General features: G+C 72.0%; 14 protein-coding genes. 7 read left to right on the top strand and 7 right to left on the bottom strand.

The annotated features are described in order from the left end of the window. Positions 1-28 precede the first annotated feature (28 nt). Positions 29-1,036: an NBR1-Ig-like domain-containing protein gene (locus tag EDD29_RS40885; protein WP_123669513.1), complete on the bottom strand. Its 1,008-nt coding sequence runs from the start codon at positions 1,034-1,036 to the stop codon at positions 29-31. A gap of 222 nt (positions 1,037-1,258) precedes the next feature. Between EDD29_RS40885 and pgi the strand changes: the two genes are divergently transcribed. The 3 genes from pgi (at position 1,259) to EDD29_RS40870 (ending at position 4,897) form a co-directional block, all read left to right on the top strand. After that, a complete protein-coding gene (gene pgi, locus EDD29_RS40880) occupies positions 1,259-2,890 on the top strand; it encodes a glucose-6-phosphate isomerase (RefSeq protein WP_123669512.1) in 1,632 nt (543 codons plus the stop codon). Next, positions 2,887-4,260, top strand: a complete 1,374-nt coding sequence (gene zwf / locus EDD29_RS40875) for a glucose-6-phosphate dehydrogenase (RefSeq protein ID WP_123669511.1) — start codon at positions 2,887-2,889, stop codon at positions 4,258-4,260. The genes pgi and zwf overlap by 4 nt, the downstream gene beginning before the upstream one ends. A gap of 121 nt (positions 4,261-4,381) precedes the next feature. Further along, positions 4,382-4,897 (top strand): type II toxin-antitoxin system PemK/MazF family toxin, encoded by a 516-nt coding sequence (locus tag EDD29_RS40870; RefSeq protein ID WP_211360156.1) that lies wholly within the window; start codon positions 4,382-4,384, stop codon positions 4,895-4,897. Between the two features lie 8 nt (positions 4,898-4,905). Here the strand turns inward: EDD29_RS40870 and EDD29_RS40865 are convergent, their stop codons facing one another. The 4 genes from EDD29_RS40865 to EDD29_RS40850 all read right to left on the bottom strand — a co-directional run bounded on the left by EDD29_RS40865 (position 4,906) and on the right by EDD29_RS40850 (position 11,056). Next, the gene (locus EDD29_RS40865; protein WP_123669510.1) at positions 4,906-6,132 is read right to left on the bottom strand and encodes a tetratricopeptide repeat protein; all 1,227 of its coding nucleotides are present in this window, start codon (positions 6,130-6,132) and stop codon (positions 4,906-4,908) included. A 114-nt stretch (positions 6,133-6,246) separates the two neighbouring features. Further along, a complete protein-coding gene (locus EDD29_RS40860) occupies positions 6,247-7,911 on the bottom strand; it encodes a S8 family peptidase (protein ID WP_123669509.1) in 1,665 nt (554 codons plus the stop codon). A 344-nt stretch (positions 7,912-8,255) separates the two neighbouring features. Then, entirely contained in the window at positions 8,256-9,272 is a 1,017-nt protein-coding gene (locus EDD29_RS40855; protein WP_123669508.1) for a lytic polysaccharide monooxygenase auxiliary activity family 9 protein, read from the bottom strand. Between the two features lie 374 nt (positions 9,273-9,646). Continuing rightward, entirely contained in the window at positions 9,647-11,056 is a 1,410-nt protein-coding gene (locus tag EDD29_RS40850) for a sensor histidine kinase (protein ID WP_123669507.1), read from the bottom strand. Between the two features lie 167 nt (positions 11,057-11,223). Between EDD29_RS40850 and EDD29_RS40845 the strand changes: the two genes are divergently transcribed. The 4 genes from EDD29_RS40845 to EDD29_RS40830 all read left to right on the top strand — a co-directional run bounded on the left by EDD29_RS40845 (position 11,224) and on the right by EDD29_RS40830 (position 14,747). Then, on the top strand, positions 11,224-11,784 hold the full coding sequence (locus EDD29_RS40845; protein WP_123669506.1) for a hypothetical protein: 561 nt from the start codon (positions 11,224-11,226) through the stop codon (positions 11,782-11,784). 121 nt (positions 11,785-11,905) lie between these two features. Then, positions 11,906-12,868 (top strand): GlxA family transcriptional regulator, encoded by a 963-nt coding sequence (locus EDD29_RS40840; RefSeq protein ID WP_246053264.1) that lies wholly within the window; start codon positions 11,906-11,908, stop codon positions 12,866-12,868. Positions 12,869-13,031: 163 nt separating this feature from the next. Then, positions 13,032-13,748: an alpha/beta hydrolase gene (locus tag EDD29_RS40835; protein WP_123669504.1), complete on the top strand. Its 717-nt coding sequence runs from the start codon at positions 13,032-13,034 to the stop codon at positions 13,746-13,748. Positions 13,749-13,784: 36 nt separating this feature from the next. Then, the gene (locus tag EDD29_RS40830; protein WP_123669503.1) at positions 13,785-14,747 is read left to right on the top strand and encodes an alpha/beta hydrolase; all 963 of its coding nucleotides are present in this window, start codon (positions 13,785-13,787) and stop codon (positions 14,745-14,747) included. Between the two features lie 82 nt (positions 14,748-14,829). Here the strand turns inward: EDD29_RS40830 and EDD29_RS40825 are convergent, their stop codons facing one another. Both EDD29_RS40825 and EDD29_RS40820 read right to left on the bottom strand, forming a co-directional pair. Next, entirely contained in the window at positions 14,830-15,855 is a 1,026-nt protein-coding gene (locus tag EDD29_RS40825) for an aldo/keto reductase (RefSeq protein WP_123669502.1), read from the bottom strand. 29 nt (positions 15,856-15,884) lie between these two features. After that, positions 15,885-16,562: a response regulator transcription factor gene (locus tag EDD29_RS40820; protein ID WP_123671000.1), complete on the bottom strand. Its 678-nt coding sequence runs from the start codon at positions 16,560-16,562 to the stop codon at positions 15,885-15,887. Between the last annotated feature and the right edge of the window lie 51 nt (positions 16,563-16,613).

Genomic DNA, 16,613 nt, shown 5'->3' with positions numbered 1-16,613 from the left:
CCGTGTCACACGCGGCGGGGAATCGGCGTCAGTCGACGATGATCTGGAAATTGACCGGGCGGCTTCCGGGGAACACGAGCTTTCCCGAGGCGTTCGCCATCTTGAACCGCACGTAGCAGAGGCCCGGCTTCTTCGGCGTGGTGATCTCGGTCTCGATGTCGACGATCTCGCCGGGGAGCGTGTCCTTGATCAGGATCTCGGGAATGGTCTGGCATTGGTCGGCCCGCTGCGGCTGGTCGAGGCGGCGCAGTGAATATCCCCTCCACGGGACGGTGCCGACGTTCTTGATCTGCCAGATCTTGGTGACGGTCTGGCCGCGCCCGACGTGCGTGCAGTCGGGCAGCGTGAGGTCGCCGACGAAGATGGAGGCGTCGCCCTTGTTCGCCGGGGGAGCGGACGGCGGGTTGGTCGGTGTCACCGGGCAGTCGGCCGCGGTCAGCGCGGGAGCCGCCGGATCCGCGGACGGGCCGGGACCCGGCTCGTCGGGCCCGCCGTCGATGACGGCCACCACGAGGATCACCGCCCCCGCGCAGACGGCCGCGGCGGCGAGCACGGTCGGAAGGGCAGGCCGGAACCGCCTCGGACCCCTCGGCGCGGGGACGCGGCCCACGACTTCGTCGGGCGGCGGCGGCTGAGCGGGAACGGACGCCCCGGTCTCGCCGAGAGGCGCCAGAGCGACCTGCGCGGCCTGCGGCGCGACGGCGGCCGCCGTGAGCCCACCGGGCGGAGTGCCCACCGAGCCGTCGACCCGGATCGGGGGGTCCTCGGCGCTCGTCGGCCTGAACGTCCGGTTCGCGCGCTCCCAGTGATCGCGGTACGCGGCGGGGTCCGCGCCGCACGCCTTGACGAACTCGACGGTGGTGCCCCAGCTCGGGAGCCGGTTGCCCTTGGTGGCTTCGTGCAGTGTCGTGTGGGAGATGGCCCCGGACCGGCCGGACATCTCGCGGAAGGGAGGGTTGCCGACCGAATCGCGCAGTTCCCGCAGCGCCTTCGCGAAGCCCTCTATCGCCTCCGCCTGTGCACGCCTGTCGTCCACCGGACGAAGCTAACAGCACTTCGGGTCTTCCCTCAACTCACACCGGAACCGACCGTTGAGGACGAGTGGGACACCAGGGCAGCCCGCTGGGGCCCGGCCGAGGGGAGATGTCGGGCACAGTTCGTGGGCGGGAGGCGGTGCTTCGGGGCAGGTGGGTAGGGGATCATCGCGGGAGGGGCATCGCGGGTGTGCGGTGGCCGGACGACCGGTGAGGGGAGAGCCGTGGGCGGCGAGGTTGTGCGGGGTGTGGAGTGGGAGGGGCTGCGGAAGCACTTCGGGGAGGTGGAAGGCAGGACCCTCAGGGAGCTGTTCGCGGAGGATCCCGGGCGGGTGGCGCGGATGGGGGTGCAGGCGGGGGATCTGTTCCTCGACTACTCCAAGCACCGGGTCACCGACGAGACGGTCGGGCTGCTCGTGGCGCTCGCGGAGAAGGCGGGGCTGCGGGACGCCGTCGAGCGGATGTTCAGCGGGGAGCACATCAACGTCAGTGAGGACCGCGCGGTGCTGCACACCGCGCTGCGGCTGCCCGCGGACGCCTCCCTGCACGTCGACGGGCAGGACGTCGTCGCCGATGTGCACGAGGTGCTGGACAAGATGGGGGCCTTCGCGGAGAAGATCCGGTCGAAGGAGTGGCGGGGCGCGACGGGGGAGCCGATCGCGACGGTCGTCAACATCGGGATCGGCGGGTCCGACCTCGGGCCGGCGATGGCGTACGAGGCGCTCCTGGACTACGCGGACGCGGGCATCACCGCCCGGTTCGTCTCGAACATCGACCCCGCCGACCTCGACGGGAAGCTGCGCGGCCTCGACCCGGCGACGACGCTGTTCGTGGTCAGCTCCAAGACGTTCACCACGATCGAGACGCTCACGAACGCCAGGGTGGCGCGGAGCTGGCTCGTCGACGCGCTCGGTGAGGACGCGGTAGGCAAGCACTTCGCTGCGGTGTCGACCAACGCGGAGAAGGTCGCGGAATTCGGTATCGACACCGCGAACATGTTCGGCTTCTGGGACTGGGTAGGCGGCCGCTACTCCTACGACGGCGCCATCGGGCTGTCGCTGATGGTGGCGATCGGCCCGGCGCGCTTCCGCGAGATGCTCGACGGCTTCCACACGATCGACGAGCACTTCCGCACGACCCCGTTCGAGAAGAACATGCCGGTCCTGATGGGGATGCTCGGCATCTGGTACACCGACTTCTTCGGCGCGCAGACCAGGGCCGTCCTTCCGTACGCGCAGCGGCTGCACAGGTTCCCGGCTTACCTTCAGCAGCTCACCATGGAGTCCAATGGCAAGTCCGTGAAGGCGGACGGGAGCCCTGTGGAGGTCGACACCGGCGAGATCTTCTGGGGCGAACCCGGCACGAACGGGCAGCACGCGTTCTACCAGCTGCTGCACCAGGGCACCCGGCTGGTTCCGGCCGACTTCATCGGGTTCGCCGAGCCGTTCGCCGACCAGGCGGGCATGCACGACATCCTGACCGCGAACCTGCTGGCCCAGACGTCGGCGCTGGCGTTCGGCAAGACCGCGGCGGAGATCGCCGCCGAGGGGACACCGCCCGAGATCGTGCCGCACAAGGTGATGCCGGGGAACCGCCCGACGTCGACGATCCTCGCGCCGAAGCTGACCCCGCGCGTCCTGGGGGAACTCGTCGCCCTGTACGAGCATGTCGTGTTCGTCGAAGGCGTCATCTGGGGCATCGACTCGTTCGACCAGTGGGGCGTCGAGCTCGGCAAGAAGATGGCGCTCGGCCTGGAGCCCGCGCTGACGTCGGAGGAACCGCCCGGCGATTTCGCGGACGCCTCCACCGAGAGCCTTGTCCGTCGCTACCGCGCGCTAAGGGGGCGACGGGTATGACGGAGGCTCCGCAGCGGGCGCAAGCGCTCGTCCTGTTCGGCATCACGGGCAACCTCGCTTTCAAGATGCTGCTGCCCGCGCTCTACCGGCTGACCGCCAACGGCGTGCTCGACCTGCCCATCATCGGGGTCGCGAAGACCGATCTCGATCTCGACGCGCTGCTCGCGCGGGCACGCGGCGCCTGCGGCAGCGAGGTGGACGACGCCGCGTTCGCGAAGTTCGCCGGGAATCTTCAGCTCATCTCGGGCGACTACGCCGACCCGGCGACGTTCACGGCGGTCCGCGAGGCCGTCGCGGGCGCCGGATTCGTCACCCACTACCTGGCGATTCCGCCCGCGCTCTTCGCGACCGTCGCCGAGGGGCTCGCCGCGGAAGGGCTGAACGAGAACGCGCGGCTCGTCGTGGAGAAGCCGTTCGGCCACGACCTGGAGTCGGCGAAGGCGCTCAATCTCGAGATGCTCCGCCACTTCGACGAGGACCACCTGCGCCGCGTCGACCACTTCCTCGGCAAGGAGCCCATCGAGGACCTCCTGGTCTTCCGCTTCGGCAACATGTTCCTCGAGCCGATCTGGAACCGCACGGTCGTCCGGAACGTGCAGATCACCATGGCCGAGGACTTCGACGTGTCCGACCGCGGCTCGTTCTACGACGCCAACGGGACGATCCGCGACGTCGTCCAGAACCACCTCCTCCAGATCCTCGCGATCCTGGCGATGGACGCGCCGCCGTCACGGGACGCGCGCGCGTTCATCGACGAGAAGTGGCGGGTCCTGCGCGCGGTCCGATCGCCCGGACCCGACGATGTGGTGCGCGGACAGTACGAGGGCTACCTCGACACCGAGGGCGTTCAGGAGGGCTCGACCACCGAGACGTATGTGGCGATGCGCCTGTTCATCGACAACTGGCGCTGGGCGGGCGTGCCCTTCTACCTCCGTTCGGGCAAGGCGCTGCCGGAGACCGATCTCGAGGTCGTCGCCGAACTCGCCGCCCCGCCCGTCCACCTTTTCGACGGGGACCTCCAGCCGAACCTGATCAGGTTCCGCATCCAGCCCGACGCGGGCATCACCCTCGACGTCCTGGCCAAGGAGCCCGGCGCCGACTCGACCCGCCGGATCCCCCTGCACGTCGACTTCACCAAGGCCCTCGGCCCCATGGAGGCGGCCTACCAGCGCATCCTCACCGACGCCGTCACGGGCGACCCGCGCCGGTTCGTCCGCTTCGACCTCGCCGAGGAATCCTGGCGCATCGTCCAGCCGCTCCTCGACGATCCGTCTCAGCCTCTCCCCTACGCCAAGGGCACCTGGGGCCCCGAGGCCGGCTCCGCCCTGGTCCCCGACGGCTGGCACCCCATCTCCACGACCTTCGACTGACCGGCGACGGCCGCGACGGGCGAAGCGGAGGGGGATCTTCTCTTTCGCCCGTCGTGTCCACCGGGTTCAATCGGATGTTCTTCCGGGTCGCCGGTCCGGGAAGGTCTCGAAGGGTCTGCGCTTGAAGATTCTGCGCGTGGCGATGCTGGTCGTCGTCGTTCTCTGCGTCGTCGGCATCATCGTGACGGGTGACGTGTCGGGGGGTCTCACCTCCCTGTTCCTGCTCCTGTTCCTGGTCGGCCTCGTGTACGCCGTGGTCGAGAAGGTGTCCGGGACCGCGTCGGAGCGGCGCAGGGGGCACCCGGAACCCGGTGCGGAAGGGCCGAGGCCGGGCCAGGTCTGGTGGGCGGACATTCCGTACGAGGACAGCCGCGCGAGCAAGGACCGGCCGTGCCTCGTCCTGGACGTGACGGGCCGCCGCGTCACCGCGTTGAAGATCACGAGCAAGGACCGCAGCGGCCGTGCGGACTGCCTGCGCCTCCCCGCCGGGATCATCGACGATCCGACCGGCGCGAACCGCGACAGCTGGCTGGAACTGCGCGAGCAGCGCACGTTCGACGCCGGGCGCATGCGGCGTCATGCCGGAGCGGTGCCCGCGAGGATCTGGTCGCGGGTCCGCCGTGTCCACCCCGCCTGACGCGATTCTCAGGCGTCCTGGGCGTCCAGGAAGGGGATCCAGGCGGCGATGATCTCGACGGCCTCCGCGGTGGTCGGCGGCAGTCGGGCCACGACGGCCCGCGCCCACCCGGTGAGGTCGTCGGCGAGAGCGGGGTCGCCAGGCCGCAGGGCGAGGGTGAGGGCCAGGAGCACCCGCGCCCACAGGGCTCCGTGCGTGACGAACCGGTAGCGCAGGTCGGAATCCTGCGCCTCGGAGGCGTAGGCGAAGAGGTAGTGGGCTTCCAGGCCGAGGCGGACACCGTGGGGGACGTCCTCCGGGAGGGCGCTAAGGCAAACCGCCGAGAGGGCGGTCGCGTGGGCCGTCGCAAGGAAGGGCGCTGCGCTGCGCTGGGACGGAACGAAGGGTGCTTCGGCGTCACGCGGGTCGAGAGCGGGCACTCCGGTGGCACCCGTGGCGGCCATCGCCTGCGCGAGCGTGACGGACGGCTCGGGCGTCGGGTAAGAAGCGGGGTCCGCATCGGGGACAAGGCCGCGGAGCTCCTTGAGGAAGCGGTCCGCGGTCCTCAGGTCGCCGGACTCCCGCAGCCGGACGACCATGCGCAGCCCGTCGGAGGGCATCGCGAATCCTTGTTCGCGCCCGGAGGTCCAGGCGATCTCGGCGGCGGCGAGGGCCGGGTCGGGGCGGCCCGCAGCGGCGTGCAGGTCCGAGGCGCGGCGCGCGGCGAGGAACAGGTACCGCGCGTCGGCCGCGCCGGGCCGGCCCGGCTGGAGCAGGATCCTCAGGCACCTGTCGGCGGACGCGACGGCGAGGTCGGGATCGCCGTGGTCGGCCAGGACATCGGCGTTGAGCTGGAGGACCCGGGCGAGATCGGACGGCCGGCCGACGTCGAGGTGGGTGCGGACCGCGGCGTCGGCCTCGATGACCGCCGATGCGCCCCGCCCGGTGGCCGCGAGCGCGACCGCCCGGCGCATCCGCACGTCCGCGATCAGCGTGGGCGCGGCGCCCAGCTCGGTGTAGCGCGCCAGGCTCTCCTCGAGCACCCCGGCGGACTCCGCGTGGCGGCCGAGCGCGTTCAGCGACCCGCCCGTCCCGTACAGGAGCGCGGCGAGCCGCTCGTCGCGGCGGGCACCGGAAGGCTGCCCGCGCAGCAGTCCCTCGGCCTCGCGCTGCTGGGTGAGCGCCTGCTCCCACATCCCGCGCTGCTGGAGTTCCACCGCCGCGTGGAACAGCAGGTCGATCTGCTCGTCGGACATCGGCGACTCCCGTCCGGATCGCGTGCGGAAGAGCGGACGGCCCCTGCGCACGTTCTGGGGACTGCATAAGGCGCCCGGCCGTACACCGACGGCCGGGCGCCTTCGTAGGGTCGGTTACTTCACGGCGCGGAAGGCGTTGATGATGCCGTTGCCGTAGAAGCCGTTGTTGGAGCGGGAGCCTTCACACGTCTGGGTGGACGTGCTGAGGGCTCCGCCGCGGGTGTACCACTCGTAGGTGAAGGTCGCGGGGGCCGGGCAGGGGTGCGGGACCGCCGTGCGGCGCAGGCGGGCCTCCACGAGGTCGGGGCTGTAGGTGAGGCCGCCGTTCGCCCTGTCGCGCTTGCCGTACCGGCTGACGATCAGGGCCGCGACGCCCGCCGCGTGCGGCGAGGCCATCGAGGTGCCCTGGAGGGACTGGTAGTAGGCGTCGCCCTGCTTGACGACCCACGGCACGGTCGGGGTCCCGTCCGCCGCGATGGAGCCGGACGCGCGCCCGACGCTCTCGGGGTAAGCGGCCCAGATGCCCACGGCGTCGTCCACGTGCTTGTCGGCGGTGTCGACCTTGTCGCCGCCCGGCGCCGCCACGGCGACATAGCCCTTGCCGAAGCTGGAGTAGTACGCCTTGCGCTCGGAGATCCCGGTCGAGGAGACGGGGATGACATGGTCGCCCTCGGAGGGGATCGACACGCACGAGGCCGGGACCTCGCGCGGCCGCGGCTGCTGGCCGGGGAACGTCGCGTAGTCGGGGCCGGAGTCCTCGTTCGTCTTGGTGTAGTCGACGAGGTCGTTGCCCGCCGCGGCCACGAGCGTCACGCCCTTGCGGTGCGCGTAGTTCAGCGCGCGGTTGGCGGCCCGGACGATGACGCGCTGCTGCTCCTGCTCGTCCGCGCTGTCGGCGGGGTTCGCCGAGCAGTTCCAGAGCCAGGGGTCCACGTAGTACGACATGTTCACGACGTCGACGCCGTTGTCCGCGGCGTAGGCGAGCGCGTCGAGGGTCGGCTTGAGGAAGAAGTAGCCGGAGTCCTGGCCGGTGCGCAGGTTGACGATCCGGACGTTCGGCGCGACACCCGCGATGCCCTCGCCGTTGCTCGGGGACGCGATGGTGGACGCGACGTGCGTGCCGTGCTCGTTCTCGTCGACCGTCGCGGGGTCCTCGCAGGAGCCGTCGGGGTCGTCGGCGCAGGCGCCGTCGATCTCGGTGCCGTTGGCGTCGGCGGGCAGGTCCACGGTGAAGTTCCGGCTGAGCTTGAAGTCGAAGTTCGGCCGGATGTCCGGGTGGTAGGCGTCGACGCCGGTGTCCATGATGCCGACGAGGACGTCCTTGCTGCCCTTGGTGACCTTGTGGGCGGCCGCCGCGTCGATCTGCGCCATGTCCCACTGGAGGTTGTCCAGGGGCTCGGACTTGCCCTTGGCCTTCGGGGACTTGCCCGTCCCGCGGACCTTCTCGACGTCCTCCGCCGGGTTCGCCGCGCGGGGCGTCTTCGGCACGTAGCCGACGGCCCGGTTCTCGGCGGCGCCGTCGAGGGCGCCCGACGAGGCGACGGCGTCGGTGAAGCCGGCCTCGTCCGAGGTGACCGTGGCGACGCCGAGCACCGCGTTCTCGTCGACGATCGTGCCTCCGGCGGCCTTGACCGCCGCGCGCGCCTTCGCCGTGGTCACGCCCTCGCCGTAGAGGACGACGTACTCCTTCGACTTCACGGGCTCGGCTTCGGCCGGGACCGCGCTCAGCGTTACCGCCAGCACGCCGACCAGCGCCGTGCTCACCAGAGTGCTGCGCACTCCACTCTCCGTTCCATGGGGGGTCTCCCGCGGGGCCGCAGGCTCTTCGGGGGAGTTAAACAGGTGATCGATGCCGCCCGGAATACCCCTCTTATCAAGAAGTATTCACGTTCTCGCACCCCATCTCCTGCGCAGCCGCATCCGGCCGCCCCACACATCACTCCCGCCCCGTCTCGCACACCGGCCCTGCACGGCCGGGGCGGACGGGACGGGAGGGGAGGACCCCGCCTCCGGCGGCGGACGACGGGGTCAGGACTCGACGCGCCGGACTCGGAGGTCCGGGCCCTGCCCTCTCGTCCCGCTGCGGTGACGAGAGGGCAGGGCCCGGACTCGACGTGATCCGGTCAGGACTTCGCGTGGCTCGCGTTGCGGCGGCGGGCGGTGAGCAGGAGGCCAGCGACACCGCCGAGGGCGAGGCCCGCGGCACCGGCCATGAGCGCGGTGCCCTTGGGGTCGGGACCGAGGGCGGAGGTGCCGGAGGCCGGGGTGGAGTCGGTGAGCGGGGTCACGCCATGGTCGTGGTCGTGCCCGGTGGACGCGGGCGCGCACGACTGCGTGGGCTTGGGCTTGCCCGTCTTGGTGGGCTTGGTCGTGGGGGAGGCCGTGCCCGATCCCGCGCCGGAACCGGTGCTCGAGGTCGCGGTCGGCGAGGGGGAGGCCGTGGTGCCGCCGCCCGTGGTGGTGCCGCCGCCCGTCTCGGTGGTCGTGCCGCCGCCTCCGGCGCCGAGGACGATGTCGGAGCACGAGTAGAAGGCCTCGGGGCTGTCGGTCCGCTGCCAGATCGCGTAGATGAGGTGGCGGCCCGTCTTGCCCGCGGGGATCTTGCCGGACAGCTGGTAGTAGCCGCCCGACGCCGACGGGTTCGTGGCCGACGCGAACGGCGCGGCCTCCAGGTCCGCCCACGTGAGCGGCTTCGCGGCGTCGTACCCGTTCTTGGTGATGTACAGCTCGAAGCCGCCCTTGTGGATCGCGGTCACCCGGAACTTGAGGGTGTAGTCCGTCCCCGCCTTGAGCTGGGTGGCGGGCCAGTCCGCCCGGGCCAGGTCGAGCCCGGGGAAGGCCGGGTTGCCCGCGCTGCACAGCTTCCCGTCGGGGATGATCTGCCGGTGCCGTCCCGCGGCGTCGCCGATCCGCACCCCGTTCCAGTCGTAGAACTGCTGGGCGCCGCCCGCCGCGACCGCAGCCTTGCACGCCGCCGAACTCGGGTTCTCCGGGTTCTCCTGGTAGCACGTGAGGACCCGGCTCAGCGGGAACTCCATCGACCCGTGCGCCAACGCCGGCGCACCGCTCAGCGCCACCGGCGCGGCGGCCGCCGTCACCGCCGCGGCAGCTCGGACAAAGAACTTCGCGTGCCTGTTCATGGGGCCTCCTCGACGGCTCACCGCTGCCTGAATCGCCGCACCGATTCGCTGCGGCAACCGCGATGCTAGGCCCCTGGAACCCCCCTTTCTTCATCCTTCAGACGCTCTTAACCCACCCATCAGAGCCGCCTAAAAATCCCTTCCACCCACCAATCCCACCCCCCTCGAATCCCCTCCCCTTAACGCCCCCATATCAATTCCTTAAGACACCCCTAAGACCATTCTCCATCCCACTTCCCATCCCCGGACCACCCCTCGTCCCCCACCCGGCCCTCCTCCGCACCCCACCCACCCCCTGCCACCCTCACCCGAGCCAGGCCGCACGCCCCCGCCGAGCCTGGCCGCGTGCGGAGCGGGCGAGGTGGGGGCTGGGCTTAAGAGGGGTCGGTGGGGTGGGGGGCGCGGTCGGCGCGGGGTCTGCGCCAGGGGGCGGTGCGGCGGCTGACGCGGCGGGCCGCGTGGCGGACGGTGCGGCCGGAGGCCGGGCGCTGGTCGGTGCGGAGCCAGACCTCCACCTGGGCGCCGCCCAGCAGGGACGTGCCGACGCGGAGCGAGCCGCCGGTGGACTCCGCGAGGCGGCGTGCGATGTCCAGGCCGAGGCCGGTCGACCCGCCGCCGCTGCTGCCGCGCCGCGCGGCGGCCTGTGGATCGGCGATCCCCTGGCCCGCGTCGCCGACGAGCAGGCCGGTGGCGTGCCTGCCGCGGTGCACGGTGACCTGGAGCGCGGCCCCGTGCGGGGTGTGCCGGAAGACGTTGCCGAGCAGCGCGTCCACGACCGCCGACAGCTCCGCGGCCGCGACAGGAACGGGCGCGCCCGCCTCGGGGGCGGTCAGCCGGCACTCGCGGCCCTGGTCCTCGGCCAGCGCCGACCAGAACTCCAGCCGGGCCCGGACGACCTCCGCGGCGTCGCACGCCTGGTCGGGCGCGGGTTCCCGGTCGGTCCTGCGCGCGGCCGCGATGATCTCGTCGACGGCGTCCTCCAGCCGCCCGAGCGCCTCGTGGCTCTGCGCGAGCCTGGCTGGATCGCCCGGGTGGGCGGCCAGCCCGCCGAGGTTGATCCGCAGCGCGGTGAGCGGGGTCCGGAGCCGGTGCGAGAGGTCCGCGCCGGCCTCCCGCTCGGCGGCCAGCAGCCGCGCGAGTTCGCCGACCATGTGGTTGAACGCCTCGCCCGCCACGCGCAGCTCGCGTGGCCCGTCTGGCGCGATCCGCGCCTTGAGATCGCCGCCGGACACCCGGGTGACCGCCTCGGCGAGCCGGTCCGCGGCCCGCACGACCCGGATCGCCAGGCGATCCGCCATGGCCACCGACACCCCGACCAGCGCGAGCGCCACGAGCACGAGGATCAGCCAGGATTTCCGCACCCCCTGGCCCAGCTCGGCCGAGGGCACGAAGACCTCGATGACGGCCGTGCGATCGGCGTCCAGGACGACGGGGCGCAGCAGCACCTTGCCGCCCTCGGCGTCGGCGGTGAAGGTCCGTTTCAGCCGCGCGGCCTCGGCGAGCTTCGCGCGTGGGGCGTGCGAGGAGCCGAGCGGCCCGCCCCCCGGCAGGTGCAGCGCCATCACCCCGGCGGCCCCCGCAGGGGTCGAGCCGAGCGCTGCCTCGAGTTGCGCCGGGTCGCCGGTGACGGTGAGCACCGGCACCAGCGAGGACGCCTGCCGCTCGGCCGCGGTGATCGCCCGGTCGTAGGCCATCTGGCCGTTCAGCAGCCCCAGCGGGATGACGAACGACAGCGCGACCATCGCGGTCACCGCCGTCGCCACCCGCGCCAACGCACTTCTCATTTTCGCGGCCCTCCTTCCCGCCCGGTCCTGCCGCGACGCTACAGGAATGCGCGCGACGACGGATTCCCGCCTGTGGATAACTTCTTTCGGTACTCCCGGGGAATTCTCGGAAGGGTGCGAGGAGCCTTACGGTCGCGCGAATGCCCGGACGCCCCGATAATGGCGGCATGCGCGTGCGACTCGGATTTCTCGCGGTGTGGACCGCCACGACGGCCGCGGGCGTCGGGATCACCTGGGTCGGCGTCGGCGACGCGATGCGCGGCACCGCGCTGCCGGTCCCCGACGCGGCGGCCGAGGTCCCGGTCATCCAGGGCCGCCCGCCGAGCGCGACCGCGGATCCGGTCCGGGATCCGGCGGCGTCCACGCCGAGCCCGACCCGCTCGTCGGCGCGGCCCTGGCCCAAGGCGTCGACCCCCGGCCCCGGCCCGGCGAAGCCGACGAAGCCGGTGAAACCGACGGTCCAGCAGTCGCCGACGAGCCGGCCCGAGCCGTCGCCTGCCCCGCAAGGAGAAGTCCGCACCTACGTGGTCGCGTCAGGCCGAGTGGTCCTGTCGTTCACCGAGGACGCGGCGAAACTCGTCTCCGCGACCCCCGACAGCGGCTTCGAGGTCAAGGTCTGGAAGCAGACCGAGTGGCTGCGCGTCGACCTCACCGACGGCGTTCGCGGCTCCGCCGTGTTCGCCACCTGGAACGGGCACCCGCCCCTCGTCGAGGTCTACGAGTACTAGTCGCCCCAGCGCCCAGAGCCCCCACGCGGGCGGCAGCCGGCCCCCGGACGCCGTTCACACGATGGAAACGCAGGTCAAGGTACTCTTAAGGGGTGGCGGTCCGAGGCGCGGTGGGGGTTTCGTGAGTCGCCGTCGCATCGGGTTCCTGGTGTTCGACGGCGTCAAGATGCTCGATTTCGCCGGGCCCGCCGAGGTGTTCGTCGAGGCCAACCAGACGCTGGACGCCTACGAAGTGGTGCCGGTCTCGGCCGACGGGCGTGAGGTCGGTACGTCCATCGGCGCGCGCGTCTCGGTGGCCTGCGCGGCGCACGAGGCGGGGTGGTTCGACACCGTGGTGATCCCCGGCAGTGAGCTGGCGCCGCGGGAGTTCGTCACCCCCGAGCTGCTGGAGGCCGCGCGGAGCCTGGCCGGGAGGACACGGCGGCTCACCTCGATCTGCAGCGGCGCCTTCGTGCTCGCCGAACTCGGCCTGCTGAACGGAAAGCGGGCCACCACCCACTGGAAGTTCACCAGGGAGCTGGCGCAGCGGTATCCGGAGATCCGGGTCGAGCCCGATCCGATCTTCGTCAGGGACGGCCGCGTCTTCACCTCGGCGGGGGTCGCCGCGGGCGTCGATCTCGCGCTGGCGCTCGTCGAGGACGACCACGGGGCGGACGCGGCCCGCGCCGTCGCCCAGTCGCTGCTGGTCTACATGCAGCGGTCCGGGGGCCAGTCGCAGTTCTCGGCGTCGCTGAGCGGTCCCGCGCCCCGCACGCCGCTGGTGCGGGCGGTGGCCGGGCTGGTCTGGGCCGATCCCGCGCATCCCTACACGGTTCAGGAGCTCGCCTCCCTCGGCGGCGTGAGCGTCCGGCATCTGACCCGGTTGTTCCGCGCCGACCTGGAGAGCTCGCCCGCCGAGTACGTGGCCTATGTCCGGTTCTCGGTGGCGCGGGAGAAGCTCGACGCCGGGTGCACGGTCACCGAGTCGGCGACCGCCGCGGGCTACGGCACCAGCGAGGCCATGCGCCGCGCGTTCGTGGCGCGTCTCGGGATCTCCCCGCGCAAGTACCAGCAGCGGTTCCGCTCCACCCTCCGCTCCGCCTGATCCGGCCGCGCTTCGGGCCGTCCCCCCGTTCCGCCGACCGGCGTGCGCCGACCCGTCGTCCCAGGCCGGCGCCTTGATGCCGCCTTTATGGATGTCCTGATCAGCGGCATTCGTGGCCCGTGAAGGGGGGCGCCGGGCGACGGGCGGAGCGGAGACTTAAGACATGTTGCAGAAAACCACCATCGTCCTGGTCCATGGGGCTTTCGCGGACGGTGCGAGCTGGGCGCCCGTCACACTCCGGCTCCTGGAGCGGGGGCACGACGTGCTCGTCCCGCCCGTCGCGAACCGGAGCCTTTCGGGCGACGCCGCCTACATCCGGTCGGTCGCCGAGCAGATCGACGGTCCCGTCCTGCTCGTCGGGCACTCCTACGGCGGGGCCGTGATCACCGTGGCCGGAGTGGCCGAGAACGTCGTCGGGCTCGTGTACGTGTCGGGCTACGCGCTGGAGGAAGGCGAGAGCCTTGGTCAGCTCCAAGGCGGGTTCCCCGACTCCGAGCTCGCCGCGAACCTCGTCTACGCGCCCTATCCGGTGGACGGCGGGGAGCCCGGCACCGACGTGTCCGTGAAGATCGAGGCGTTTCCGTCGGTCTTCGCCGAGGGGGTGGACGAGGACACGGCCAAGGTGTTCGCCGTCTCCCAGCGTCCGCTCTCGGCGTTCGCGTTCGGTGAGCCCGCGGGCGCGGCGGCCTGGCGGGAGAAGCCCGCCTGGGGCGTCGTGTCGGCCGCCGACAAGACCATCAACCCCGACGTCGAGCGCTTCGGCTACAAGAGGGCCGGTCTGCGCGAGGTGATGGAGCTCGACGCGCCGCACCTGGTCATGCAGACCCACCCGGCCGAGCTCGTCGCGTTCATCGAAGCCGCGCTCGCCGACCTCGGCTGACCCACCGCACTCCCTCTCGAAAGGCACCGAAAGCCCATGGCAGGAAACCCGCACGGACTGGCGCTGGAGCAGGCGGCCCAGGAGTTCGTCGACGCGACGTCCGAGCCCCCGTTCCTCTACCAGCTCGCCCCCGAAGAGGGCCGCAAGGCCGTCGACGGCGTGCAGGACGCCCCGATCTTCAAGCCCGAGGTCGACGAGGAGTGGATCACCGTCGAAGGCGGGCCCACCGGCTCGGTGCGGGCCAGGATCGTCCGGCCGAAGGGCGCCGAGGGCCCGCTCCCGATCATCGTCTACACGCACGGCGCCGGCTGGGTCTTCGGCGACGCGCACACCCACGACCGGCTCGTGCGCGACCTGGCCGTCGGCGCGCACGCGGCCGTCGTGTTCCCCGAGTACGACCGCTCGCCCGACGTGCGCTACCCGGTAGCGAACGAGCAGTCCTACCGCGTCGCCCAGTGGGCGGCTCAGGAGGGTGCGGCCAAGAACCTGGACGGCTCGCGCATCGCGCTCGCGGGCGACTCCGTAGGCGGCAACATGGCCATCGCGCTCACGCTCATGGCGAAGGAACGCGGCGACCTTTCGTTCGTGCAGCAGGTGCTCTTCTACCCCGTCACGGACGCGGCCTTCGACACCGCCTCCTACGCGGAGTTCGCCGAGGGCTACTTCCTCACCCGCGACGGCATGAAGTGGTTCTGGGACCAGTACACGACGAGCGAGGAGGACCGCGCCCGGATCACGGTCTCGCCGCTGCGCGCCACCCCCGACCAGCTCACCGGGCTTCCCCCGGCCCTGGTGGTCACCGCCGAGGCCGACGTCCTGCGCGACGAGGGCGAGGCCTACGCCGCGAATCTTCGCCGGGCGGGCGTCCCGGTGACGGCGGTCCGGTTCACCGGCATCGTCCACGACTTCGTCATGGTGAACTCCCTGCACGACACCCAGGCCGCCAAGGCCGCGGTCGCGCTCGCCGCGTCGACCCTGAAGGCCGCCCTGCACCCGTGACCCGTGCCGGGGAGCGGTCTCGGGGGCCGCTCCCCGGCCCGTCCGCGCCCGAGCGGCGGCTCGCCGCGGGGGCCTTTCGCCGCTAGGCCTCGCGGGCCGCGGAGGTGCTGGACATGTCCGGGTACCGGTCGCCCGCGACCTGCGCCGCGATCGGCTCGAGCAGCGCGAGTTCGGCGGCGGTGAGGGCGATGCGGGTGGCCGCGGCGTTCTCCAGAAGGCGGCCGCGCTTGCGGGTGCCGGGAATGGGCACGACGGTCAGGCCGTGCACGTCGGCCCGCTGCTGCACCCAGGCCAGCGCGATCTGCGCGGTCGTCGCGTCGTGGGCGGCGGCGATCTCGCGCAGCGGAGCCAGGAGCGCGGCGTTGGCCTTGGCGTTGTCGCCGGTGAAGCGCGGCTGCCACTGGCGGAAGTCGCCGCCGGAAAGGTCGGTGCTCGCGTTGGTGAAGGAGCCCGTCAGGAAGCCGCGGCCGAGCGGCGAGTACGGCACGAACGCGACCCCGAGCTCGGCGGCCGCGCCCACGGCGCTGCGCTCGACGTCGCGGCTGAAGACCGACCACTCCGACTGGAGCGCGGCGATCGGGTGGACGGCGTGCGCCTCGCGCAGTTCGGCGCCGGTGACCTCGCTCAGGCCGAGGTGCCGCACCTTGCCCTCCCGCACCAGCTCGGCCATCGCGCCCACCGACTCGGCGAACGGGACGGCCGGGTCCCGGCGGTGCATGTAGTACAGGTCGATGACCTCGACGCCCAGGCGGCGCAGGCTCCCTTCGACGGCCGCCTTGATGTAGGCGGGATCGTTGCGGACGCCCCGGAACCGCGGGTCGTCCGCCCGCCGCTCGATGGCGAACTTCGTGGCCAGCGTGATCTCGTCCCGGTGCGCCGCGACGAACGGGGCGAGGAACTCCTCGTTGGCACCGCTGCCGTAGACGTCCGCGGTGTCGATCAGGGTGACGCCCGCCTTGACGGCGGCCTCCAGCGTGTCGCGGGCCGCTTCGGCGTCCGTCGGACCGTAGAACTCGCTGATGCCCATGGCCCCGAAGCCCTGGACTCCTACGACGGGCCCGCCCGTCCCCAGCGTGACCTTGCGGATCGGTTTGATTTCGTCGCTCATACCCGCTTCAAGCCTTCCCGGGCCGCCGGCTATTCCGGGGCCATGAGCATCACGCCGACGCCCCGGACGGTGTGCAGGTACCGGGGGCGGGCCGCGCTCTCGCCCAGTTTGCGGCGGAGCCAGGAGAGATGGACGTCGATCGTCTGGTCGTCGCCGTGGGGCTGCCGCCACACCTCGGCGAGCAGTTCCTGGCGGCGCACGACCCGGCCCGCGTGCCGGGCGAGATGGGCGAGCAGGTCGAACTCTCGGCGCGACAGTTGGAGCGGGGTCCCCGCGAGGCTCGCCTCGCGCCGGTCGGCGTCGACCCTTAGGTCGCCGACGACGAGGGCCTCGTTGCGCGGGGCCGTACGGGTCCGGCGTAGGACGGCCTCGATACGGGCGTGCAGGTGGACCGCGGAGAACGGCTTCGTCAGATAGTCGTCGGCACCGGAGCCGAGCAGCCGGATGATCTCCTGCTCGCCGTCGCGCGCGGTGGCCACGATGACGGGGACGTCGGAGACCGCCCGCATCATCTTGAGCGCCTCGCCGCCGTCGAGGTCGGGCAGGCCCAGATCGAGCACGACGACCTCGGGGCCGCCCGCGGCGACCTCGCGCAGCGCGTCCAGCGCCCGTCCGGCGCTGCTCACCGCGTGTCCCAGGGCGCGCAGCTCCCGCAACAGCGCCTGTCTGACGTGAGCGTCGTCCTCGACGAGCAGTACCGTAGCCACGATCGGACGATAGAGCATGGTTCCGCCGGTGAAGGAAAGTATGCCCGGCTG

The sequence above is a fragment of the Actinocorallia herbida genome (assembly GCF_003751225.1).
Lineage (GTDB): Bacteria > Actinomycetota > Actinomycetes > Streptosporangiales > Streptosporangiaceae > Actinocorallia > Actinocorallia herbida.
This window is presented reverse-complemented; position numbering and strand designations above follow the sequence as displayed.

Bases quoted from the DNA above. Each gene is read 5' to 3' on its own strand.
- EDD29_RS40865 (WP_123669510.1), bottom strand. From the start codon at position 6,132: ATGTCCGACGAGCAGATCGACCTGCTGTTCCACGCGGCGGTGGAACTC.
- EDD29_RS40830 (WP_123669503.1), top strand. From the start codon at position 13,785: ATGGCAGGAAACCCGCACGGACTGGCGCTGGAGCAGGCGGCCCAGGAG.
- EDD29_RS40855 (WP_123669508.1), bottom strand. From the start codon at position 9,272: ATGAACAGGCACGCGAAGTTCTTTGTCCGAGCTGCCGCGGCGGTGACG.
- EDD29_RS40825 (WP_123669502.1), bottom strand. From the start codon at position 15,855: ATGAGCGACGAAATCAAACCGATCCGCAAGGTCACGCTGGGGACGGGC.
- EDD29_RS40850 (WP_123669507.1), bottom strand. From the start codon at position 11,056: ATGAGAAGTGCGTTGGCGCGGGTGGCGACGGCGGTGACCGCGATGGTC.
- zwf (WP_123669511.1), top strand. From the start codon at position 2,887: ATGACGGAGGCTCCGCAGCGGGCGCAAGCGCTCGTCCTGTTCGGCATC.
- EDD29_RS40845 (WP_123669506.1), top strand. From the start codon at position 11,224: ATGCGCGTGCGACTCGGATTTCTCGCGGTGTGGACCGCCACGACGGCC.
- EDD29_RS40835 (WP_123669504.1), top strand. From the start codon at position 13,032: ATGTTGCAGAAAACCACCATCGTCCTGGTCCATGGGGCTTTCGCGGAC.